The 19,815-nt window shown below is 60.3% G+C and carries 18 protein-coding genes and 1 pseudogene; 5 read left to right on the top strand and 14 right to left on the bottom strand.

The window, feature by feature from the left end; translation table 11 throughout:
* Positions 1–109: 109 nt before the first annotated feature.
* From ACO6VD_RS18025 to ACO6VD_RS17985, 9 genes are all read right to left on the bottom strand, one after another.
* On the bottom strand, positions 110–715 hold the full coding sequence (locus ACO6VD_RS18025) for an START domain-containing protein (protein ID WP_422421012.1): 606 nt from the start codon (positions 713–715) through the stop codon (positions 110–112).
* Between the two features lie 32 nt (positions 716–747).
* Positions 748–1,002: a YkgJ family cysteine cluster protein gene (locus tag ACO6VD_RS18020; RefSeq protein WP_400172512.1), complete on the bottom strand. Its 255-nt coding sequence runs from the start codon at positions 1,000–1,002 to the stop codon at positions 748–750.
* 128 nt (positions 1,003–1,130) lie between these two features.
* Entirely contained in the window at positions 1,131–1,619 is a 489-nt protein-coding gene (locus tag ACO6VD_RS18015) for a translation initiation factor 2 (RefSeq protein ID WP_422421009.1), read from the bottom strand.
* A gap of 61 nt (positions 1,620–1,680) precedes the next feature.
* Positions 1,681–3,126, bottom strand: coding sequence for a PLP-dependent aminotransferase family protein (locus ACO6VD_RS18010; protein WP_422421007.1), 1,446 nt, complete (start codon positions 3,124–3,126; stop codon positions 1,681–1,683).
* A gap of 201 nt (positions 3,127–3,327) precedes the next feature.
* On the bottom strand, positions 3,328–4,119 hold the full coding sequence (locus ACO6VD_RS18005) for an OmpA family protein (protein WP_400172538.1): 792 nt from the start codon (positions 4,117–4,119) through the stop codon (positions 3,328–3,330).
* A gap of 14 nt (positions 4,120–4,133) precedes the next feature.
* Entirely contained in the window at positions 4,134–4,487 is a 354-nt protein-coding gene (locus ACO6VD_RS18000) for a DUF4398 domain-containing protein (RefSeq protein WP_400172515.1), read from the bottom strand.
* Positions 4,488–4,496: 9 nt separating this feature from the next.
* Positions 4,497–5,318 carry a substrate-binding periplasmic protein gene (locus ACO6VD_RS17995; protein WP_422421005.1) on the bottom strand — a complete coding sequence of 274 codons (822 nt, stop codon included), beginning with the start codon at positions 5,316–5,318 and terminating at the stop codon, positions 4,497–4,499.
* 116 nt (positions 5,319–5,434) lie between these two features.
* Positions 5,435–6,364, bottom strand: a complete 930-nt coding sequence (locus tag ACO6VD_RS17990; protein WP_422421004.1) for an electron transfer flavoprotein subunit alpha/FixB family protein — start codon at positions 6,362–6,364, stop codon at positions 5,435–5,437.
* Positions 6,365–7,114, bottom strand: a complete 750-nt coding sequence (locus ACO6VD_RS17985) for an electron transfer flavoprotein subunit beta/FixA family protein (protein ID WP_043863151.1) — start codon at positions 7,112–7,114, stop codon at positions 6,365–6,367.
* Positions 7,115–7,659: 545 nt separating this feature from the next.
* On the opposite strand from ACO6VD_RS17985, the gene ACO6VD_RS17980 reads away from it, so the two are divergent.
* Entirely contained in the window at positions 7,660–9,324 is a 1,665-nt protein-coding gene (locus tag ACO6VD_RS17980) for an electron transfer flavoprotein-ubiquinone oxidoreductase (RefSeq protein ID WP_422421002.1), read from the top strand.
* A 62-nt stretch (positions 9,325–9,386) separates the two neighbouring features.
* Here ACO6VD_RS17980 and ACO6VD_RS17975 read toward each other — a convergent pair whose 3' ends face one another.
* The 4 genes and pseudogenes from ACO6VD_RS17975 to ACO6VD_RS17960 form a co-directional block, all read right to left on the bottom strand.
* Entirely contained in the window at positions 9,387–9,788 is a 402-nt protein-coding gene (locus tag ACO6VD_RS17975) for a type II TA system antitoxin MqsA family protein (protein WP_422421001.1), read from the bottom strand.
* A pseudogene (locus ACO6VD_RS17970) lies at positions 9,785–10,086 on the bottom strand (type II toxin-antitoxin system MqsR family toxin). Before ACO6VD_RS17970 ends, ACO6VD_RS17975 begins: the two are co-directional and overlap by 4 nt.
* A 101-nt stretch (positions 10,087–10,187) precedes the next feature.
* Complete coding sequence (locus ACO6VD_RS17965) at positions 10,188–11,513, bottom strand: MFS transporter (RefSeq protein WP_422420999.1); 1,326 nt, start codon at positions 11,511–11,513, stop codon at positions 10,188–10,190.
* A 114-nt stretch (positions 11,514–11,627) separates the two neighbouring features.
* A complete protein-coding gene (locus tag ACO6VD_RS17960) occupies positions 11,628–12,107 on the bottom strand; it encodes a histidine kinase (protein ID WP_422420997.1) in 480 nt (159 codons plus the stop codon).
* Between the two features lie 339 nt (positions 12,108–12,446).
* Here ACO6VD_RS17960 and ACO6VD_RS17955 point away from each other — a divergent pair, with 339 nt between their 5' ends.
* From ACO6VD_RS17955 to ACO6VD_RS17945, 3 genes are read left to right on the top strand one after another with little or no spacing between them, the layout of a single operon-like run.
* Entirely contained in the window at positions 12,447–13,625 is a 1,179-nt protein-coding gene (locus ACO6VD_RS17955; protein WP_422420995.1) for an efflux RND transporter periplasmic adaptor subunit, read from the top strand.
* Positions 13,626–15,593 carry a MacB family efflux pump subunit gene (locus ACO6VD_RS17950; RefSeq protein ID WP_422420993.1) on the top strand — a complete coding sequence of 656 codons (1,968 nt, stop codon included), beginning with the start codon at positions 13,626–13,628 and terminating at the stop codon, positions 15,591–15,593. It begins immediately after the preceding gene.
* A 3-nt stretch (positions 15,594–15,596) separates the two neighbouring features.
* Entirely contained in the window at positions 15,597–17,000 is a 1,404-nt protein-coding gene (locus tag ACO6VD_RS17945; RefSeq protein WP_422420992.1) for an efflux transporter outer membrane subunit, read from the top strand.
* A 58-nt stretch (positions 17,001–17,058) separates the two neighbouring features.
* Here the strand turns inward: ACO6VD_RS17945 and ACO6VD_RS17940 are convergent, their stop codons facing one another.
* The gene (locus tag ACO6VD_RS17940; protein ID WP_422420990.1) at positions 17,059–18,681 is read right to left on the bottom strand and encodes a twin-arginine translocation signal domain-containing protein; all 1,623 of its coding nucleotides are present in this window, start codon (positions 18,679–18,681) and stop codon (positions 17,059–17,061) included.
* A gap of 145 nt (positions 18,682–18,826) precedes the next feature.
* Between ACO6VD_RS17940 and ACO6VD_RS17935 the strand changes: the two genes are divergently transcribed.
* A complete protein-coding gene (locus ACO6VD_RS17935; protein WP_422420988.1) occupies positions 18,827–19,798 on the top strand; it encodes a siderophore-interacting protein in 972 nt (323 codons plus the stop codon).
* Positions 19,799–19,815: the final 17 nt, after the last annotated feature.

Genomic DNA, 19,815 nt, shown 5'->3' with positions numbered 1-19,815 from the left:
GTGGCTTCCCCCACACTTTCCTTTCCCCCACCCCACGTCAGCCGGGGGCAACCCCCGCTCCCACACAGTCACCGCAAAGCACAAGCCCCGAACAACTGTACCTCTTGAATCAAGGCTTTTCAGCCTTCTCTTTCAACGCCTTCAAGGTATTGAACGGCGCATCCACCACAAATTTGTTCGCCACCATCGACGGCACGCTACCGCCCGGCTCGGTATGAACCTGATAGGTTACCTCAGTATCGTTGCCCTTCGGCTGCAGCTTCCAGAATCCTTCAACCTTGGCCACGCGCACAAAGCCTTTTTCTTCAGGCAAGTACTTGGGTACACCTTCAAGCTTGCGGGTCAAGCTGCCATCGGCGTCCTGGATGGTAGTGACGTGCAGAATTGAATCACGCGGAGTGACTGGCCACGGGGTATTGAACTGAGTGTAGGTCCAGGTCTGGTCACCCTCGGTCTTGAGCAGCTTTTGCGATTTGCACTCATGGATCCAGGCACAAGCCCCGGCCACGTCTTCCTGCAGGGCCCTGACTTTTGCCAGCGGCGCCTTGATCAGCGTAACCCCGCGGTAGGCCTTGTAGTCGGAACCGGCGACTTCACTCAGATCGACCTTGATCCCGTCTTCGTTCTTGGCCTGCTTCCAGTCATCGGCATGGGCCAGCGGCACCAGTACCGCGCTAAGACCAAAGACCAGTGCTACGTGCTTAAACGATCCCATTATTGTGTTCCTTATTGTCGAAGATCCGCGTTTCAGGCTGCCGTCACTTGCTCCAACCACCCCAGAATCCTGATTGCCTCATCACGATCACTGCCGCACACCTCCACATCGGCCTTGAAGCCACCACACACCGCAGGGCGCTCGGGCTTACCGAACAGTCCACAGAGATTGACGACCGACAGATGCAAACAGCGCTCCCCCGCCGGCTTGCCCTTGGGCATACCAGGTATCGGCGAGCTGATGGACGGTGCGATGCAGCATGCGCCACACCCTTCACGGCAGTTCATGACAACAGAATCCTCGGTACAGCAAATGATGAATGAACCCGGATAGTACCCGCTAAAACGGTCGTTTGAAATTGTCGGCAACATGAAAAATCACGCTATCGGCCATGACCAGCGAGTCAGCTTGATAGCTATTGCTTGAACTCGAACTCAATGGCTGCGCCTTCGATGTTCTGCTGGCGCGCGTCGTTGCGCAACTGCAGCTGCATCTCGTTGCTCAACAACCGACCGTTAAGCTGGAACGGGCTATCCGACGGCGGCTTCTCGCCGAACAAGTAAGGCAATAAGGGTTTGGGCGTGGGCACCGGGTCTTGAGTCGCCGGCTTGAGGTCTTTGACCATATCGGCCGGCAGGCGCAGATCCACTTTGGTTGCAGGCAAAGGCTCGGGGGCGGCCTTGGCTGCTTTTTTCGACTTCTGGCGGATAGGTTTGGCAGCCGGCTTTTTTTTCACTGGCGCCTTCTTGACCTGCTTTTGCTGGACGCTCGGCTTGGCTTTTGTCGCGGTGCTGGCGGGCTTGCTCGGTGTTGCAGCAGGTGGCGTCTGAGCCATCACGCTCCCACTGCCAGCCAGAAAACCCAGCAAACACAGGAACACGCCAACCCGAGACAAGGCTTTCATATACACCAAGAATCACCCGCAAAGATGTATATGGTCCGCGTTCCCGAGGAGACTGGCAAGCTTAGAAAAAGTTCGCTGCCCCCGACTCCTGACACAACTGGCTGGCCAGCATACCGAGAGTCATCAAGGCGCGCTCCGCCTCGCGATTCCAGGGAATACCGCAGTTCAGACGAATACAGTGGTTGAACTGCTCGGTATTACTGAAGATCAGCCCCGGCGCGATACTGATCCCCTGCTGCAGTGCACGCACGTGCAACTCCTGCGTATTGACCCGCCCAGGCAAACTCACCCAGAGAATGAAACCGCCGGTTGGCCGGGTCATCTGGGTGCCTTCGGGAAAATGCTGCTGCACTGCCAATTGATAGGCACTGAGGTTTTTCCGGTACTCCTGACGGATATAGCGCAAGTGCCGGTCGTAGCCGCCATTCTCCAGATAAGAAGCCACTCCCATCTGGGTTACGCTGCAGGCGGAATGTGTAGTGAAGGTCTGCAGTCGCTGGATTTCCGCCTGGTACTTGCCGGCCACCATCCAGCCGATTCGCACACCTGGCGACAACGTCTTGGAGAAGCTCGAGCAATAAATCACCCGACCCAGGCGATCAAAGGCTTTGAGCGCTTTGGTCTTGCCCTGCTCGAACATCAGTTCGCCGTAGATATCGTCTTCCACGATCTGTATGTCGAAATCGGACGCCAGGCGCAGCAATTGCTTTTGCCGATCTTCAGGAATGGTGCCACCCAGCGGATTACTCAGGCGCGCGGTCAGTACCAAGGCCTTGATCGGCCACTGATTCGCCGCAAGCTGCAAGGCTTCCAGACTGATACCCGTGGACGGATCGCTGGGGATCTCGATGACCTTGAGCCCCAACAGATCGGCCAGTTGCAAAAGCCCATAATAAGTCGGCGATTCGGCGGCAATCAGGTCACCTGGCTTGGTCAGGACCCGCAGCGACATCTGCAGCGCATCGACGCAGCCGTGAGTGACGACGACCTCACTGGGATCAACCACTATCCCGGCATCACGCATGCGAATCGCGATCTGCCGACGCAAAGGCTCAAAACCCGGGCTGAACATATAGCTGAAGGCCCGCGGACTATGAAAACGCGTGACCTTGGCCAGTTGTTGGTGCAGCGCCCGCACCGGTAAATAATCGACATGGGGCACAGCCGCACCGAACGGGAACACACCGTCGCGTCGCGCTTCGGTCAACACTTGCTGGATGATACTGCTGCGGGTGACCAGGCCTGGACGTTCGACCCGGGCAATATCCGGGGTCTGCGCGGTCAGTGCCGGGGTCTGGTGCACATAGTAGCCAGACTGCGGACGCGCGCGGATCAGCCCCTGGTCTTCTAGATTGGCATAGGCCTGCAACACCGTGGCATGACTGACGTTGAGCTGCGAACTCATCTTGCGCACCGACGGAACCCGCTCACCCGGTTGATAGACACCACGACGGATGTCTTCGGCCAGTTGCTGGGCGATACGCTGGTAGAGCAGCAGGTTGGTCATGATCGGTTCTCGACACGCAGGCAATGTAGTTATTTTTGTACGACTCGAAGATTGAGTCAGAATACCGGAACAGTTGCAAAGTGTACTGGGACAGATTGCAGAATAGTCGACAATACAGTTGTGTGACAGCCCCTTGAAGCCACTTTCTGGCGCCCATAAAAAAACCCGGTGAGCTGCGCTCACCGGGTTCTTCAAAGGGTGTTAGCGCGCGGCGCCAAGCTTGCCCTTTTCGTCGGAAAAGACGATCTCGACGCGGCGGTTCTGCGCCCTGCCCCGCTCCGAAGCGTTGGCTTCGACCGGGTACTGGTCACCATAGCCCTCAACCTCGATGCGTTTCTCATCAACGCCGAGGTCGACCAGCATGTCCGCTACAGCCTGTGCACGATCCCGGGACAATTTCAGATTGTCTTCCGAGGCACCCGTGCTGTCGGTGTAACCCTCAATACGCACGACGCGCTTGGGGTTGAGCTGCAGGAACTGCACAAGCTTGAGCACGGTACGGTTGGCCGAGTTTTTCAACTCCGCACGACCGGTATCGAACAGCACATCGCCCAGTGTCATGACCAAACCACGATCACTCTGGGTCGTTGCCAGGCTGACGATCTGCGCCTCCAGCCACTTGCCCTGTTGCTGCACACTGGCGAGCTTGGCTTCACGCAGCGCCAACTGCAGGCGCTGACGCTCAAGTTCGAGTTTGGCCAGGCGCTCCTGATTGAGCACCAGATTGCTGTGCTCACGGGCAATATCACTGTAGCGCTGGCTCAGGTAGGCATAGTGGCGCACATCGGCACCGGTGCCGAAGTAGCTGGACAGACGATCTGCCCGTGCCAACGACTCACCGGCGCGGATCACGTCACGCGGCGCGCTGCGCAGTACATTGGAGTCATCTTTGACGGTCTGGAACTTGGCTGTCGCTTCATCGAGCGCCGATTCGCTACGCTGACTGGCACATCCCTGCAGGCCAACGAGCCCGAGCAGCAGCAAGGCTGCCATAGGTTTGATCGAACTCACGGCTGCTCCCCCAACTGTTTGCGCAGGCGATTGACCCGCGATTGCAGCAGGTCCAGCTGCTCTTTGCTCTTGCTGGTCAACACCCGCGCCTCGGCCAGGCGCGCATCGAGCTCGGCCTGCTCAGCGCGCATGCGCGCGTCGCGGTACGCTTGATGGGTCATGTTGACCTGGGCACGGGCCATTTTGTCCTGAGCCATCTTCAGCTCTGGCACTTCTTCGGTGGCACCGACGGCCTTGGCCTGCTCCAGCGCCTGTTCAGACAGGCGCAACTGCTCATTGGGTGCCGGATCATTGGCACACCCGGCCAGCGCCAGCAGCGCCAGCGCTGCGAATAGTGGTTGGATTCTCACGCAATCTTCCTACTGTTTAGGGGCATCCAGCGGCGCCTGCATCTGCGCTTTCCAGCGCTCGACATTACGTTGCAGTACCGCCTGAGACACGCCGGAGGCCGGCAATTCTGTCAGCTTTTTTGCCAGTTGTCCGCGCAACCAGGCGTCATTGCACGCCGAATTATGCGACAGCGCCAGGTACAGCCCCGGACGGTCCAACGGCAAACCTCGCGCGATCAAGCTGTTGCTCATGCCCAGGGTCTGGGCCATGGCCATGCCGGCGTAGCGTCCGGCCAGCACATAGTCGACCTGGCCAAGCAACAACTTCTGGAATGCCTGGGTCAGGTTCTGCGCCGGAGCGAGCTGCAACTGACTCTTGGCGTAAGCCGAAAACTCCGGGGTCAGACGCGCTTTTTCCGAAACACTGCCTTGATGCGCGCGCAGATCGGTCAACGTATCGTAAACCAGCGGTGAATCGTGGCGAGTCCAGACCACGTACTCGTTGCTGAGCAACGACGGATGCACGTAGTCCACGCTGGTGAGCTCAGCCACGGCGAAGGGTGAATCGATCAACAGATCCACACGCCCGCTGCGCACTTCTTCCAGCGCCTGGCCACGCGTACCACTGTCGAGCACTTCAACCTTGAGGCCCAACTCACCGGCAACCTGCTTGAACAGGTCGACACTGGCGCCGATGAGATGCTTGGGGTCTTGCGGGTCGCGCCACGAATACGGTGGGGCGTCAGGACTGCCGGTGGCCACCAGCTGCTCGCATTTGCCCACAGCCCCTGCCGGCAAAGGCAGCAACGCAGCGTACACCAGCGCCGTGTTTATTCGGCCAAGCCATCCCATGCAATGCCTCCCTACCCTTTTTTACCCTGAATGAAAAAGCCCGATCGACCGGACTGCGCAAGGCAAGCTTGCACAGCCCGAGCGGATCGGGCTCTTTTATAAGTGAAGCGGCTGGATTAAACCAGCTTCTCCAGCTCAGGTACGGCTTCGAACAGGTCAGCAACCAGACCGTAGTCGGCCACCTGGAAGATCGGCGCTTCTTCGTCCTTGTTGATCGCAACGATCACTTTGGAGTCTTTCATGCCGGCCAGGTGCTGGATCGCGCCGGAGATACCGACGGCAATGTACAGCTGTGGCGCAACGATCTTGCCGGTCTGACCGACCTGCATGTCGTTCGGTACGAAACCTGCGTCAACTGCAGCGCGCGAAGCGCCGACAGCAGCGCCGAGCTTGTCGGCCAGGGCGTACAGGTGCTTGAAGTTGTCGCCGTTCTGCATGCCACGGCCGCCGGAAACGACGATCTTGGCAGCGGTCAGCTCTGGACGATCGGACTTGGCCAGCTCTTCGCCAACGAACGCCGATTTGCCAGCGTCGTGAGCAGCAGCAACCGTTTCGATCGCAGCCGAACCACCTTCAGCGGCAACGGCGTCAAAGCCGGTGGCACGTACGGTGATGACTTTGACGGCAGCATTCGATTGCACGGTGGCAATGGCGTTACCGGCGTAGATCGGACGCTTGAAGGTGTCAGCCGATTCAACCGAAATGATTTCGGAGATCTGATCAACGTCCAGCAGCGCAGCAACGCGTGGCAGGATGTTCTTGCCGTTGGAAGTGGCAGGGGCCAGCACGTGGCTGTAACCCTTGCCCAGCTCGGCGACCAGCGGGGCGACGTTTTCCGGCAGTTGGTGCGCGTAAGCGGCGTTGTCGGCAACCAGCACCTTGGCAACGCCAGCGATCTTGGCTGCAGCTTCAGCTACGCCACCGACATTCTGGCCAGCGACCAGCACAGCGATGTCACCACCGATCTTGGCGGCAGCAGCAACAGTGTTAAGGGTGGCCGGGGCAACGGCACCGTTTTCGTGTTCAGCGATAACCAGGATAGTCATTTAGATTACCTTCGCCTCGTTCTTCAGTTTCTCGACCAGTTCAGCCACCGACTTGACCTTGATACCCGCGCTGCGAGCAGCCGGCGCTTCGACTTTCAGGGTCTTGTTGGTGGAGGCAGTGGAAACGCCCAGCGCGTCTGGAGTAACGGTTTCCAGTGGCTTTTTCTTGGCCTTCATGATGTTCGGCAGCGACGCATAGCGCGGCTCGTTCAGGCGCAGGTCGGTGGTGACGATCGCAGGCAGGTTCAGCGCTACAGTCTGCAGGCCGCCGTCGATTTCACGGGTGACGTTGACCTTGTCGCCAGCGACTTCGACCTTGGAGGCGAAAGTACCCTGGGCGTAGCCGGTCAGCGCAGCCAGCATCTGGCCGGTCTGGTTGTTGTCGCTGTCGATGGCTTGTTTGCCAAGGATCACCAACTGCGGCTGTTCTTTGTCGACCACAGCCTTGAGCAGCTTGGCCACGGCCAGCGAGGTCAGCTCTTCAGCGGACTCGACCAGTACCGCACGGTCGGCACCCAGTGCCAGGGCAGTACGCAATTGCTCCTGGGCAGTGGCCGGGCCGACGGTAACGACGACGATCTCGCTCGCCACGCCTTTTTCTTTCAGGCGTACGGCTTCTTCTACGGCGATTTCGCAGAAGGGGTTCATGGACATCTTGACGTTAGCAAGGTCGACGCCGGAGTTGTCCGCCTTGACGCGAACCTTGACGTTATAGTCGACCACTCGTTTGACAGCTACAAGAACCTTCATGGATTCCTCGTTACTCTCCGGTGAAAAGAATGTCGCCTGGGGCAAACCCGGCGATTGCGCGTGGGTACAAGGGCACCTCTAAAAACGATTGCAGCCGATAGAATTTAACCCTGACCCAGCAGTCTCAATTCGACCTTGCAGCAGCAAAACCCGTGGGTCATTTTCTGTCGTGGTGTGTAAACTCCACTACAAAGCGGGCCGCGGCCCAACTGCCCTGCTTTTCGCCTGGTTTTTAGGGGTGCACCTGCATCCGGCGGTCAGCCTACGGCGAGCGCAAAACCGCTCGTATCTTGACCGTAACGCCCAATCCGGTCAATACGCCAAACCGGTCAGATTCACGCCGCGCGTCTTTGATTTTACTGGCCTGCGGCAAATTCAAACAAACGTTTGTATTGGACCCCGTGAGTGGTGTAGATATAATGCGCGGCCAAGAGAAAGCGGTGTAGTCCGTCATCACTCGAGCTACAGCTTACACGTAGCGAAAAATGACCGCCTGACACCCGCCAACAAAGAAAAACCGATGAGCCTTGAGTAGGAGAGAACCTGTGGAACGCGAATACATGGAATTCGACGTGGTCATTGTCGGCGCTGGCCCGGCTGGCCTGTCCGCCGCCTGCCGACTGAAGCAGAAGGCCGCCGAAGCCGGTAATGAAATCAGCGTCTGCGTGGTCGAGAAAGGCTCGGAAGTCGGCGCCCATATCCTCTCCGGTGCGGTGTTCGAACCGCGCGCCCTGAACGAACTGTTCCCGGACTGGAAAGAGCTCGGCGCCCCGCTCAACACCGAAGTCAAACGCGACGACATCTACGTACTCAAGGATGCTGGCAGCTCGATCAAGGTCCCGGACCTGTTCGTGCCCAAGACCATGCACAACGAAGGCAACTACATCATCTCCCTGGGCAACCTGTGCCGCTGGCTGGCCCAGCAGGCCGAGAACCTGGGCGTCGAGATCTACCCGGGCTTCGCTGCCCAGGAAGCCTTGTTCGACGAAAACGGCGTGGTCCGCGGGATCATCACCGGCGACCTGGGTGTCGACCGTGAGGGCAACCCGAAAGAAGGCCTTTATACCCCGGGCATGGAACTGCGCGGCAAGTACACGCTGTTTGCCGAAGGCTGCCGTGGCCACATCGGCAAGCAACTGATCAAGCGCTTCAACCTGGACAACGAATCCGACGTCCAGCACTACGGCATCGGCCTGAAGGAAATCTGGGAAATCGATCCGGCCAAGCACGAGCAAGGCCTGGTTGTGCACACCGCTGGCTGGCCGCTGGATGTCATGGCCAAGGAAAACACCGGTGGATCTTTCCTCTATCACCTGGAAAACAACCAGGTAGTCGTAGGTTTGATCGTCGACCTGTCCTACTCCAACGCCTACCTGTCGCCGTTTGACGAGTTCCAGCGCCTCAAGCACCACCCGGTGATCAGCCAGTACCTCGAAGGCGGCAAGCGCATCAGCTACGGCGCCCGCGCCCTGGCCAAAGGTGGCTTGAACTCGCTGCCGAAAATGGTCTTCGCCGGCGGCGCCCTGATCGGTTGCGACCTGGGCACCATGAACGTGGCCAAGATCAAGGGCAGCCACACCGCCATGAAATCCGGCATGCTCGCCGCCGACGCGGTGGCTGAAGCCCTGCTGGCAGGTGGTGAAGGCGGCGATCAACTCAACAGCTACGTTACAGCGTTCAAAGCCAGCTGGCTGTATGACGAGCTGTTCTCCAGCCGTAACTTCGGTCCGGCCATGCACAAGTTCGGCCCGATGCTCGGCGCGGCGTTCAACTACCTCGACCAGAACTGGTTCGGTGGCAAACTGCCGTTCACCCTGCACGATACCAAGCCGGACTACGCCTGCCTGAAGCTGGCTGCCGACTCGAAGAAAATCGATTATCCGAAACCGGATGGCAAGCTCAGCTTCGACAAGCTCAGCTCAGTGTTCCTCTCCAGCACCAACCATGAAGAAGAGCAACCGTGCCACCTGAAGCTGGCCGACGCGGGCATCCCGATCGGCACCAACCTGCCGCTCTACGACGAACCTGCCCAGCGCTACTGCCCGGCCGGTGTGTACGAGGTGGTTACCCAGGAAGACGGCAACAAGCGCTTCCAGATCAACGCCCAGAACTGCGTGCACTGCAAGACCTGTGACATCAAGGATCCTTCGCAGAACATCACCTGGGTGACGCCGGAAGGCGCCGGTGGCCCGACTTACCCGAACATGTAAGTCAGCGCCCAATAAAAAGCCCCCTCGCCTTTCGGCCAGGGGGCTTTTTTATTCAGGGCAGATCAGGCTGTCCTGACCTCTTCGAACAATTCGGGATGACAATCAAGCAGCTTGAGCAACTTGACCAACGCCAGGGGAGGCCTGGTCTTGCCGTTCTCATAGCGGGAAAAAGCATTGACGCCACCGCCAAAAATCTCGGCAGCTTCACGCTGATCAAGTGCCAGTTTCTTACGGACTGCCGCGATAAAGCCAGGATCAACAGTCGTTGCGTTGACCTGGCGGTTGAACGCAAGCATGGCCGCACTGACACGTCGTGACTCTTGATCATCAAGTACGACCTCAGCGCAGCTCGGGCAATACTCCCCCTGCACACTCGGTACTTGCGTAGATTCACCCTTGTAGGTGTAAGGCAGATCCCGGCTGGCCCTTACCAGCTCGGCTGCGCCACAGGCTGGGCATTTCATGCTTGCAACTCCTTGAAGGATACGATGAGCAGATCATCGATAACCGTCAGTTTCAGATAGATCCAACCCGCCTTGGTGAACGGCCGATACACGTCTTGCCAGATTCGATGATCACCGTGAGTGGTCATGCTTTAAAGAAGTCGGCGGTGGTGAGGTTGTGGACCGCTTCCATCATCTGCTCGAAATCCAGACCCAATGCCGCGCCTCCGGCCAAGGCCGCAACGGTTGTTCGAACCTGGCCTGCCTCAAGCAGCGCTTTGACCCTCGAAAGCCTGCAATGCGGAACCCTCTTCTCCATGAGCAAATTAACCTAGTAGGTTTAATTTGGCAAATTGGTTAATCCAACTGCCCTGCTCCGGAAGTCTGCCCGATCAGCGCCCGAGGTAACGGACGCCTTTGTCACAACACGTTAAGCGAACAGTGCGGCGTCTCATCCTCGCAGCGCACAGGTTCCTTCGCTGCAAAATACAACGCGGTCAACAACCCCACTGCCCCCATGATGACGCTGAACCCCACGCACACCCACGGGCTCCATGGCATCAGCGCAATCAGCATCAACGGCGTGGTACTGGCCCACAACGCATAGGCGATGTTGTAGGTAAAGGAGATCCCCGACACACGAATCGGCGCCGGGAACAACCCGACCATCACTGACGGCACTACGCCGACGACGCCGCACGCCAATCCTGCCAAGGCATACGCCAGCCCCGGCCATTGCCAGCCACTCACCAGGCTCGCGTACAACGCACCGATACCCAGCGGCAACAGCAGGCTGTAGAACATCAATGCGCGCCAGGCGCCGATCCGATCCACCAGTAGGCCAGCCAACACACAACCAATGTTGAGAAAGACGATACCCATGCTGCTCAACGCGAAGGTATGGCCTGCGCTCATGCCAAAGCGTTGCTGCATCACGGTTGGAGTGATCACCACCAACACCACGACGGCCGATGTCAGTACACAGGTGAGCAGGGCTGCCGGAAGCAACGCGCGCCGATGTTCAGTCAGCACGGTGCGCAGCGGAAAGGCGACCGGACGCTCGTTATGCTCACGCATTGCCAGAAACACCGGCGTTTCACTCAACCAGCGGCGCAGCCAGACACCGATCACGCCAAACACGCCGCCCAGCAGGAACGGGAAGCGCCAGGCGTAATCGAGAATTTCCTGCGCGGTGAACAACTGCGCCAGCAGCGTGGCCGTCAACGCCCCCAGCAGATAACCGAAGGTCAGGCCCGCCTGCAGGAAGCCCAAAGCATAACCTCGCCGTCCGGCCGGTGCGTGTTCGGCAACGAACACCCAGGCGCTGGGCACTTCACCGCCGACAGCGGCGCCCTGGAAAATACGCAGGGCCAACAGAATCAGCGGGGCGAAATAACCGATTTCGGCATAGGTGGGCATCACGCCGATCAGCAGGCACGGCAAGGCCATCATCAGGATACTCAGGCTGAAGACCTTCTTGCGCCCCAGGTGATCGGCAAAGTGCGCCATCAGGATCCCGCCCAGCGGCCTGGCCAGGTAGCCGGTGACGAAGATCCCGAAGCTTTGCAGCAAGCGCAGCCACTCAGGCATCTGCGGCGGAAAGAACAACTGGCTGAGGGTCAGTGCGAAGAACACGAAGATAATGAAATCGTAGATTTCCAGCGCGCCGCCCAGTGCCGCCAGGCTCAGGGTTTTGTGATCACTGCGCGTCAGGCGTATTGCCGGCGCAGGCGAGGTGGCTGTCATAAGGGTATCCGTCAATCGATGGGCTTCAGCACACGCGTGAGCGTGCTTTGGCGAACGCAAGAGCATAGCAAAACACACCCGCCGGGGTGCGCTGACTGACGCTACGGCTGAGGATTAACGGGAAAACATCGACTGCGCGAAACTCGCCCGCCGCGGCGGATAGCCCGGGTGGGACGCACGTTCGAACACGCCCGGTAGCTGCCCGATGACTTTCGGCGTGTCGATGATTGCCATGAAAGTCAGCATGGTTTCGTTATCGGGCACTTTGGGCAGACTGACATTCACCGACTCGCGCTGATTGCTGGGTATCGCGGGCACCTTCAGGTGCTGGGACTGGTAAAGCAGGGCATGCTGGATCTGTGCATTGACCCGGCAAAAGCGTTCCAGGTCGACCCCGACGTGGTTGGCCAGGTCAATATTGCCCACCAACAGGTTGAACGGTTGCAACGCGCCCTGCACCAGACGCTGCAGGTCCTCGAACGACTCGACCGGGGCGATGCGAAAGTAGCCCATGCCATTGAGCATTTTTTCCAACTGCATCAATTGCATCGGATGCTCGTCGGCAATCAGGATCCGCAGTGATTTGTTCGGCATCGTCAATGACCAAGGCAGAAGAGCGTTAGCGGCGTTCCTTGACCCTACTGCGCCAATACATCACTTCAGGCTGGTGGCGGACACTGCGCCAGATAATGCATCTCAATTGATAGTTGTCGGGAAGTCCGCATAAATCAAGGAATGCCTTTACGAAATTTTCACTGATGGCAGACCGCAAAAATACAAATTATAATTATTCGTATTTCTGAGCGACTGCCGTACCAACCCCGCCACGGTAAATTCCGCAGCGAGTCTCTCGTTTACCTGAAGCCTCCCGTGTCTTTCGTGCTTGCCCGGCAGCGTGACGCCACGACCCAACCCCTTTGGCTGGAACCCCGCATGAGACGTCCTTCGAACAAACGCCGGCTGGTACTCTTCGGCCTCGGCCTGCTCAGCCTGAGCGCCCTGCTTGCCTGGAAATTTCTGCCCGCCGGTGGCGATCCGCTGAGCACCGTCAGCGTCACACGCAACGATATCGAAAGCAGCGTCACCGCACTGGGCACCTTGCAACCTCGACGCTATGTGGATGTCGGTGCGCAGGCTTCCGGCCAGATCCGCAAGCTGCATGTGGAAGTGGGCGACCAGGTCAAGGAGGGACAACTGCTCGTCGAGATCGACCCTTCGACACAACAGGCCAGGCTCGATGCCGGACGTTTCTCGATCGACAACCTCAAGGCCCAGCTCGCCGAGCAGCAGGCCCAGTACCAGCTCGCCGAACAAAAGTACAAGCGCCAACGTGACCTGGCTGTCGGCGGTGCTACTCGAGAGGAAGACGTGCAAAGCGCCCAGGCCGAGCTCAAGGTCACCCAGGCACGCATCGACATGTTCCGCGCACAGATCCGCCAGGCCCAGGCCAGTCTGCGCAGTGATGAAGCCGAACTGGGCTACACACGAATCTATGCGCCGATGTCCGGGACCGTGGTCGCCGTCGATGCCCGAGAAGGCCAGACCCTCAACGCCCAGCAACAGACACCATTGATTCTGCGGATCGCCAAGCTGTCGCCGATGACGGTCTGGGCTGAGGTCTCCGAAGCCGATATCGGCCATGTCAAACCCGGCATGACGGCCTACTTCACTACCCTGGCCGGCGGCAAACGGCGCTGGACCAGCACCGTACGCCAGATCCTGCCGGTACCGCCCAAACCCCTGGATCAGTCCAGCCAAGGCGGCGGCAGTCCGGCCAGCGCCAGTGGCAGTGGTAGCGGTGGCAAAGTGGTGCTGTATACCGTGCTGCTGGATGTCGACAACCCCGACAACGCGCTGATGGCGGAGATGACCACCCAGGTGTTCTTCGTTGCCGGTCGTGCCAGCAAAGTACTGACCGTCCCGGTGGCCGCGCTGGACGAGGACGCCAGTGACGCTACCCTGCAAGTTGCCCAGGTGCTCGGCACCAACGGCAAGGTCGAGCAACGCCAGGTGCGCACCGGGCTGAGCGACCGCCTGCGGGTACAGGTACTGGAAGGATTGAACGAAGGCGAACGATTGCTGATCGGCGCACCTGCTGCCAGCGGAGGTTGAATGAGTACGCCGCTGATCGAACTGCTCGACATCCGCAAATCCTACGGGGGCGTCGACACGCCCAAGGTCGAGGTCGTGCGTGGCATCAGCCTGGCGATCCACCCGGGGGAGTTCGTCGCCATCGTAGGTGCCTCCGGTTCCGGCAAGTCGACGCTGATGAACATTCTTGGCTGCCTCGACCGACCGACCTCGGGCGATTATCTGTTCGCCGGAAAAGACGTCGCCGAGCTCGACAGCGACGAGCTGGCCTGGCTACGCCGCGAAGCCTTCGGGTTTGTCTTCCAGGGTTACCATTTGATTGCTTCGGGCTCGGCGCAGGAAAACGTCGAGATGCCGGCCATCTATGCCGGCACACCCGCCAGCGAACGCCACGCCCGCGCGGCCGCCTTGCTCGAGCGCCTGGGCCTGGCCAGCCGCACCGGCAACCGCCCACACCAGCTTTCCGGCGGTCAGCAGCAACGGGTATCGATTGCCCGGGCGCTGATGAACGGCGGCCATATCATTCTTGCCGACGAACCGACCGGCGCCCTGGACAGCCAGAGCGGTGCCGAAGTCATGGCCTTGCTCGATGAGCTGGCCAGCCAGGGTCACGTAGTGATCCTGATCACCCACGATCGCGAAGTCGCGGCACGGGCCAAGCGGGTCATAGAGATACGCGACGGTTTGATCGTCAGTGACTCGGCCAACAACCACGCCACCGCGCACGACCCCAGCGCCGGCCTGCAGGCCGAAGACCTGCGCCAGCGCCTGGATCAGGGTGCGACCTACAGCGGCGCCTGGAAAGGCGAGATGATCGAATCGCTGCAAGCGGCCTGGCGGATCATGTGGATCAACCGCTTCCGCACCGCTCTGACCTTGCTCGGCATCGTCATCGGCGTGGCGTCAGTGGTGGTCATGCTCGCCGTCGGCGAAGGCAGCAAGCGTCAGGTCATGGCCCAGATGGCGGCATTTGGCTCCAACATTCTCTACCTCAGCGGCAGCGCGCCGACCCTGCGCGACCCCGCCGGGATCGTCACCCTGGATGATGTCGCTGCGGTAGGCAGCCTGCCCCAGGTGAAAATGATCATGCCGGTGATCGGCAACACCTTGATGGTGCGCTACGGCAACAACAACCAGCAGTTCTATGTCGGCGGCAACAACACCTATTTCTCCGAGATCTTCAACTGGCCGGTGGTTGAAGGCAGCTTCTTCACTGAAGCCGACGAACAGGTCGCAGCCGCCGTCGCGGTAATCGGCCAGAAGGTCAAAGAGAAGCTGTTCGGCGCCGGGGTTGACCCACTCGGCCAGTACATCCTGGTGGAGAACGTACCCTTCCAGGTGGTCGGCGTGCTCAAAGGCAAAGGTGCCAGCTCCGGCGACCAGGATAGTGACGAACGTATCGTGGTGCCCTACTCCGCCGCCGCGATTCGCCTGTTCGGCAGTCGCAACCCGGAGTACGTGACCATCGCCGCCGCTGATTCCCGTCGGGTGGCCGAGACCGAGGCGGCCATCGACAAGCTGATGCGCAAGCTGCACCACGGCAAGCACGATTACGAACTGAGCAACGACGCGGCGCTGATCCAGGCCGAGGCACGCACCCAGAACACCCTGTCACTGATGCTCGGCTCGATCGCAGCGATCTCGCTGCTGGTCGGTGGCATCGGGGTGATGAACATCATGCTGATGACGGTGCGCGAGCGCACCCGCGAGATCGGCATCCGCATGGCCACGGGCGCCCGTCAGCGCGACATCCTGCGCCAGTTCCTCAGCGAGGCGGTGTTGCTGTCGATGGTCGGCGGCCTTACCGGTATTGCCCTGGCTTTGCTGATTGGCGGCGGTTTGCTGCTTGGCAACATCGCCGTGGCCTTTTCCCTGGCGGCCGTGCTTGGCGCCTTTGCCTGCGCAGTGGTCACCGGGGTGGTGTTCGGCTTCATGCCGGCGCGCAAAGCCGCCCGCCTCGACCCGGTCAAAGCCCTTACCAGCGAATAATCAATGAACCTGCCTAGCCGCCTCAGTGTGTTGTCCATCAGCTTGTTCCTCGCTGCCTGCAGCACTAACACCGCCCCCCCGGCGAGTGGCCTGCAAGCGCCCGAGGCATGGCAAGGCCACGGCCCGTTCGCCCAGCCATTGCCCCAGCCGGACTGGTGGCAGCAGTTTTCCAGCGCACCGCTCAATCAATTGATTGCGCAAGCGCAACGTAACAGTTTCGACCTCGCCGCCGCCGCTGCACGGGTCCGCCAGGCCCAGGCCTCGGCAGTGATCGCCGGCGCGCCTCTACTACCGGAGGTCAAGTTCGGCCTCGATGGTAGCCGTAAGCACCTGCTGCACGGCAATGGTTTCGACCAGTCCGATGACAGCAACAGCGAACGCACCACCACCACGTTCGGCACGCGTCTGAGTGCCAGCTACGAGGTCGACTTCTGGGGCGGCAAAGCGGCCGCCCGTGACAGCGCCCTGTTTGACCTCGACGCCAGCCGTTACGACCGTCAGACGGTCGAACTGACCTTGCTCAGCGGCGTCGCCAATAGCTATCTGCAAAGCCTGGCGCTGGCCGAGCAGGTGCGTATTGCCCGGCTCAACCTGGCCAACGCGCAGGACGTATTGCGCCTGGTGCAGACCCGCTACGACTCGGGTTCGGCCACGGCGCTGGAGCTGGCCCAGCAACGCAGCCTGGTGGCCGGTCAGGCGCGCCAGGTGCCGTTGTTCGAACAGCAGCTGCAGGAAGCACGCATTACCCTGGCGACCCTGCTTGGCGAGCCTGTGCAGCGTCTGGCACCGTTCGAGGAATCGATCGACGTTATACGCTGGCCGGAGATTGGTAGTGGCCTGCCGAGCGAACTGCTCAGCCGCCGTCCAGACATCGCCGCAGCCGAGGCGCGCCTGGCTGCGGCCCAGGCCAACATCCAGGTTGCCCGCGCGGCCATGCTGCCGAGCCTGACCCTGGGTGCTGACCTGGGATCAGGGGCGGACACCTTTGCCCGCATCCTGCGCAGCCCCTACTACACCCTGACGGCCGGCCTGGCCGCGCCAATCTTCAACAATGGCCGCCTGCGTGCCGAACGGGATAAAACCCAGGCCCGGCAGGAGGAGCTATTGCAGGACTATCGCACCAGCATCGTTGCCGGTTTCGCCGACGTCGAGAAAGCCCTCAACGCCATCAGCGGCGTGGACGACCAGCGCCAATGGCAGGATCAGGAAGTCGAGCAGGCGCGAATCGCCTTTGCCTTGTCGGAAAGCCGTTACCGGGCCGGTGCCGAAACCTTGCTGACGGTGCTGGAGACGCAACGCACGCTGTACCAGGCCCAGGATCAGCAGGCACAACTGCGTCTGGCACGCCTGCAAGGCAGTGTGGCGTTGTACAAGGCTTTGGGTGGGGGCTGGCAGGTACCTCGGTAAAACGCGCTTGTCGCGGGGCAAATAGAATTGTCCCGCGATCAAGCCACTGTTTATCCTCTCAGGAAACAATCCCGCGCAATGACAGGTGCCGCGCATACCAGGGCCGTCGCGGCACACGCCGGACCAGGTCACCAAGATTGTCGTCGTCACCAAAGGTGATGCGCAGCGCCAGTTTCATGGTTTCCACATCCATCTCCACCGACTTGCCAGGGAAAGCTCCAGGCACCGTGCTGCAACCGTGAGTTACCGGCCCCAACCAGGGGTCTTCCACCTCGACCCAACGCCCTGGGGCAAACCACTTCACGCCATTGAGCTGCAGCCTGCGCACTTGGCCGGGATTGTGCCGTTCGTGAGCGCGATACCAGTCTTCGATGCGGTCGTCGATCCAGCCATGAAAGCCCCAGAACACCGGACTCACATGCGACGAAAAGGGATCACCGAGAAAATCGTTTTGCGCACCGAACCAGCGTGAGCTGAAGTCCGCAGGATCACGAGCAAAGGGCACCGGGACACCGTTGACAGGATCGCGTGGCACCGAGGCCCAGCACATGTGCAACCAGTCATGCAGGTTCATCTCCAGTTCCGAGCCGAACGCGCCCAGCGTCAGCTTCGAAAGATAGAGCGGATCCTGGTACTGGGATTCCCAGACCTGGAAGTTGCTGCAGAACGTTTCGCCCGCCTTGATCGCCGACACCCACTGACCATAGGCATCGTCGTCAGGCGCCAGCCAGGTTGGCGGTACGCAGTAGCCGTCGTGGTTGTCGAAGTAACGGGCAAAGCCTTGTCGGTCCTGCTCGACACTGGGCCGTGGCAAGGGGAAATGCGCCCAGGAAGGCAGGTCCTGCATGGAACGCGCAGTCCCCAGCATATGCCGGTGCATGAACAGAAAATCGATCCCCGAACCATTGCGATGCTTGCGCGGACCACGGGCATCGCGTTCCTGATCACGAGGCCCGGGTTGCCAGCCCAGCCCACGCAAGGCGCCCTGCTTTTCGGCCGACAGGTTGTGCCATTTGTCGCGGGTAGCATGCCAGAGCTGGTGAAACAGACGGTGTTCGGCGCCGGTCACCCAGGCCTCTAACTCCGGGGTATACGGCAAGCGCTCGCGGGCCTCGGGAAACGGACGTTTGACCGCGACAAAGTGACTGTCCAGCAGTGGCAATGCCATGGGCCGGTCGAGCGGTTGCAGGCGGCCACTCAAGGTACCGCTGCCGGCATTGGCGTAACGGCCCCAGACTTCATCCAGACTGGCAATGCATTCGTAGCCCGGCCCTTGTTGATTGCTCAGCAAACGCCAACGGATCTGCGCACTGGAAGCGCCAACTAGGTCACCGACGACCCGATAAGCCACCGCTCCCGGCCCTTCAAGGCGGCTTTTTTCATCGACGAAACCACGCAGTCCGCGACCCTTGGTGGCAACGTCGAGGTAAAGCTGCAGGCCCTGCTCGGGCAACCCGGAAAGGCCTGCCTGGCTTCCGGAAAAGCGCAGGTCCCAGACGCCACGCAGTTGATCCGCCAACTGCTGACCGGCAACGTCGGCCAGTTCGACGCTGGCCTCACCCGGCGTGACGATGTCGTCCTCAGGATCGTGGGTCAATTCCTTGTGCGCATAATAGGCCGCAGGCACCGCCGCACCTGCCACTGCCAGACCTGCTATGAATCCTCGCCGCGATATCGTCATTGTTCTACCCGTGTCCGCCAGAAAGCAGGCTTTATCCAAGCTAGAACGTATCCACCCGCGGGAAATTTAAGGGCTGGGCCGATGGCTAATTCAGGCCCCCCGGAATTCGTTCCCAAGGTGAATTCTTTGCAAAAGGCTATCACCCATGTCCTCCTCCACCTCCTTGGCCAGCGCCTTGGGCAACGGTCTGCGCAAGCTGGTCGGGAAGCCGGCCAAACCGACCGGCTACCGAATGTTCGATGTACAGCTCAAAGCGATCATCCCCCTGAGCCCGTCGCTCGCCCGCTTTGTTTTCAGCGGTACTGACGTTGCGCAAATGCGTACCCTGGCCGCCGACCAGCGCATCAAGCTGTTCTTTCCCAGTGCCAACGGCCAACCGCCACAGCTGCCCAAGCACGGTTCATGGCAAGAAGCCCGGCGCGGCCTGGATGCCCAGAGCAGCCCACCCATGCGTACGTACACCATCAGAGACCTGCGGCGGGAAGTGCTGGAGGTGGATGTCGACTTCGTTCTGCATGGCGTCAACGGCCCCGCCTCTGCCTGGGCGACTCATGCCCGCATCGGCGATCGCCTACAGATGGTGGCGCCTAATCTCGCCTTTGATGGCGATCCGGGTGGCTATGAATGGCAACCGCCAAACAACCTGCGCGAGCTGCTGCTGGTCGGTGACGAAACCGCCCTGCCCGCTATCGCCGGCATCCTCGAACAGATGGTTATGGAGCATCCCGGTGTGCCCGTGCAGGCATTCATTGAAGTGCCATGTGAACAGGACTGTGTTGATCTGACCTGCAGTGCCGCGACCGAGCTGAACTGGCTACCGCGGGATGTGCTCAATGGCGATCATGGTGAGGCGATGATTCATGCCGTGCGCGAACTGGCACGCCTGCCACGGGTGCAGCTGGAGCAGCGCAGCACTGCAGCCCTTGAGGACGTCGATATCGAGCAGCAGATCCTCTGGGAACGTGCCCAGTCCAGCAACGGCGAGTTCCACGCATGGATTGCCGGTGAGTCTGCGGCGGTGATGAACATCCGTCGTTTCCTCGTCCAGGAGCGTGGACTGGACCGCAAGGCTTTGACCTTGATGGGGTATTGGCGCGCAGGACGTTCGTTCGAGTGAATCTCTGATCGCGGGGC

Origin of the sequence: Pseudomonas sp. GZD-222 (assembly GCF_049310525.1) — a bacterium.
GTDB lineage: Bacteria > Pseudomonadota > Gammaproteobacteria > Pseudomonadales > Pseudomonadaceae > Aquipseudomonas.
The sequence above is the reverse complement of the archived record's forward strand: the minus strand, read 5'-3'. Positions and strand labels throughout refer to the sequence as shown.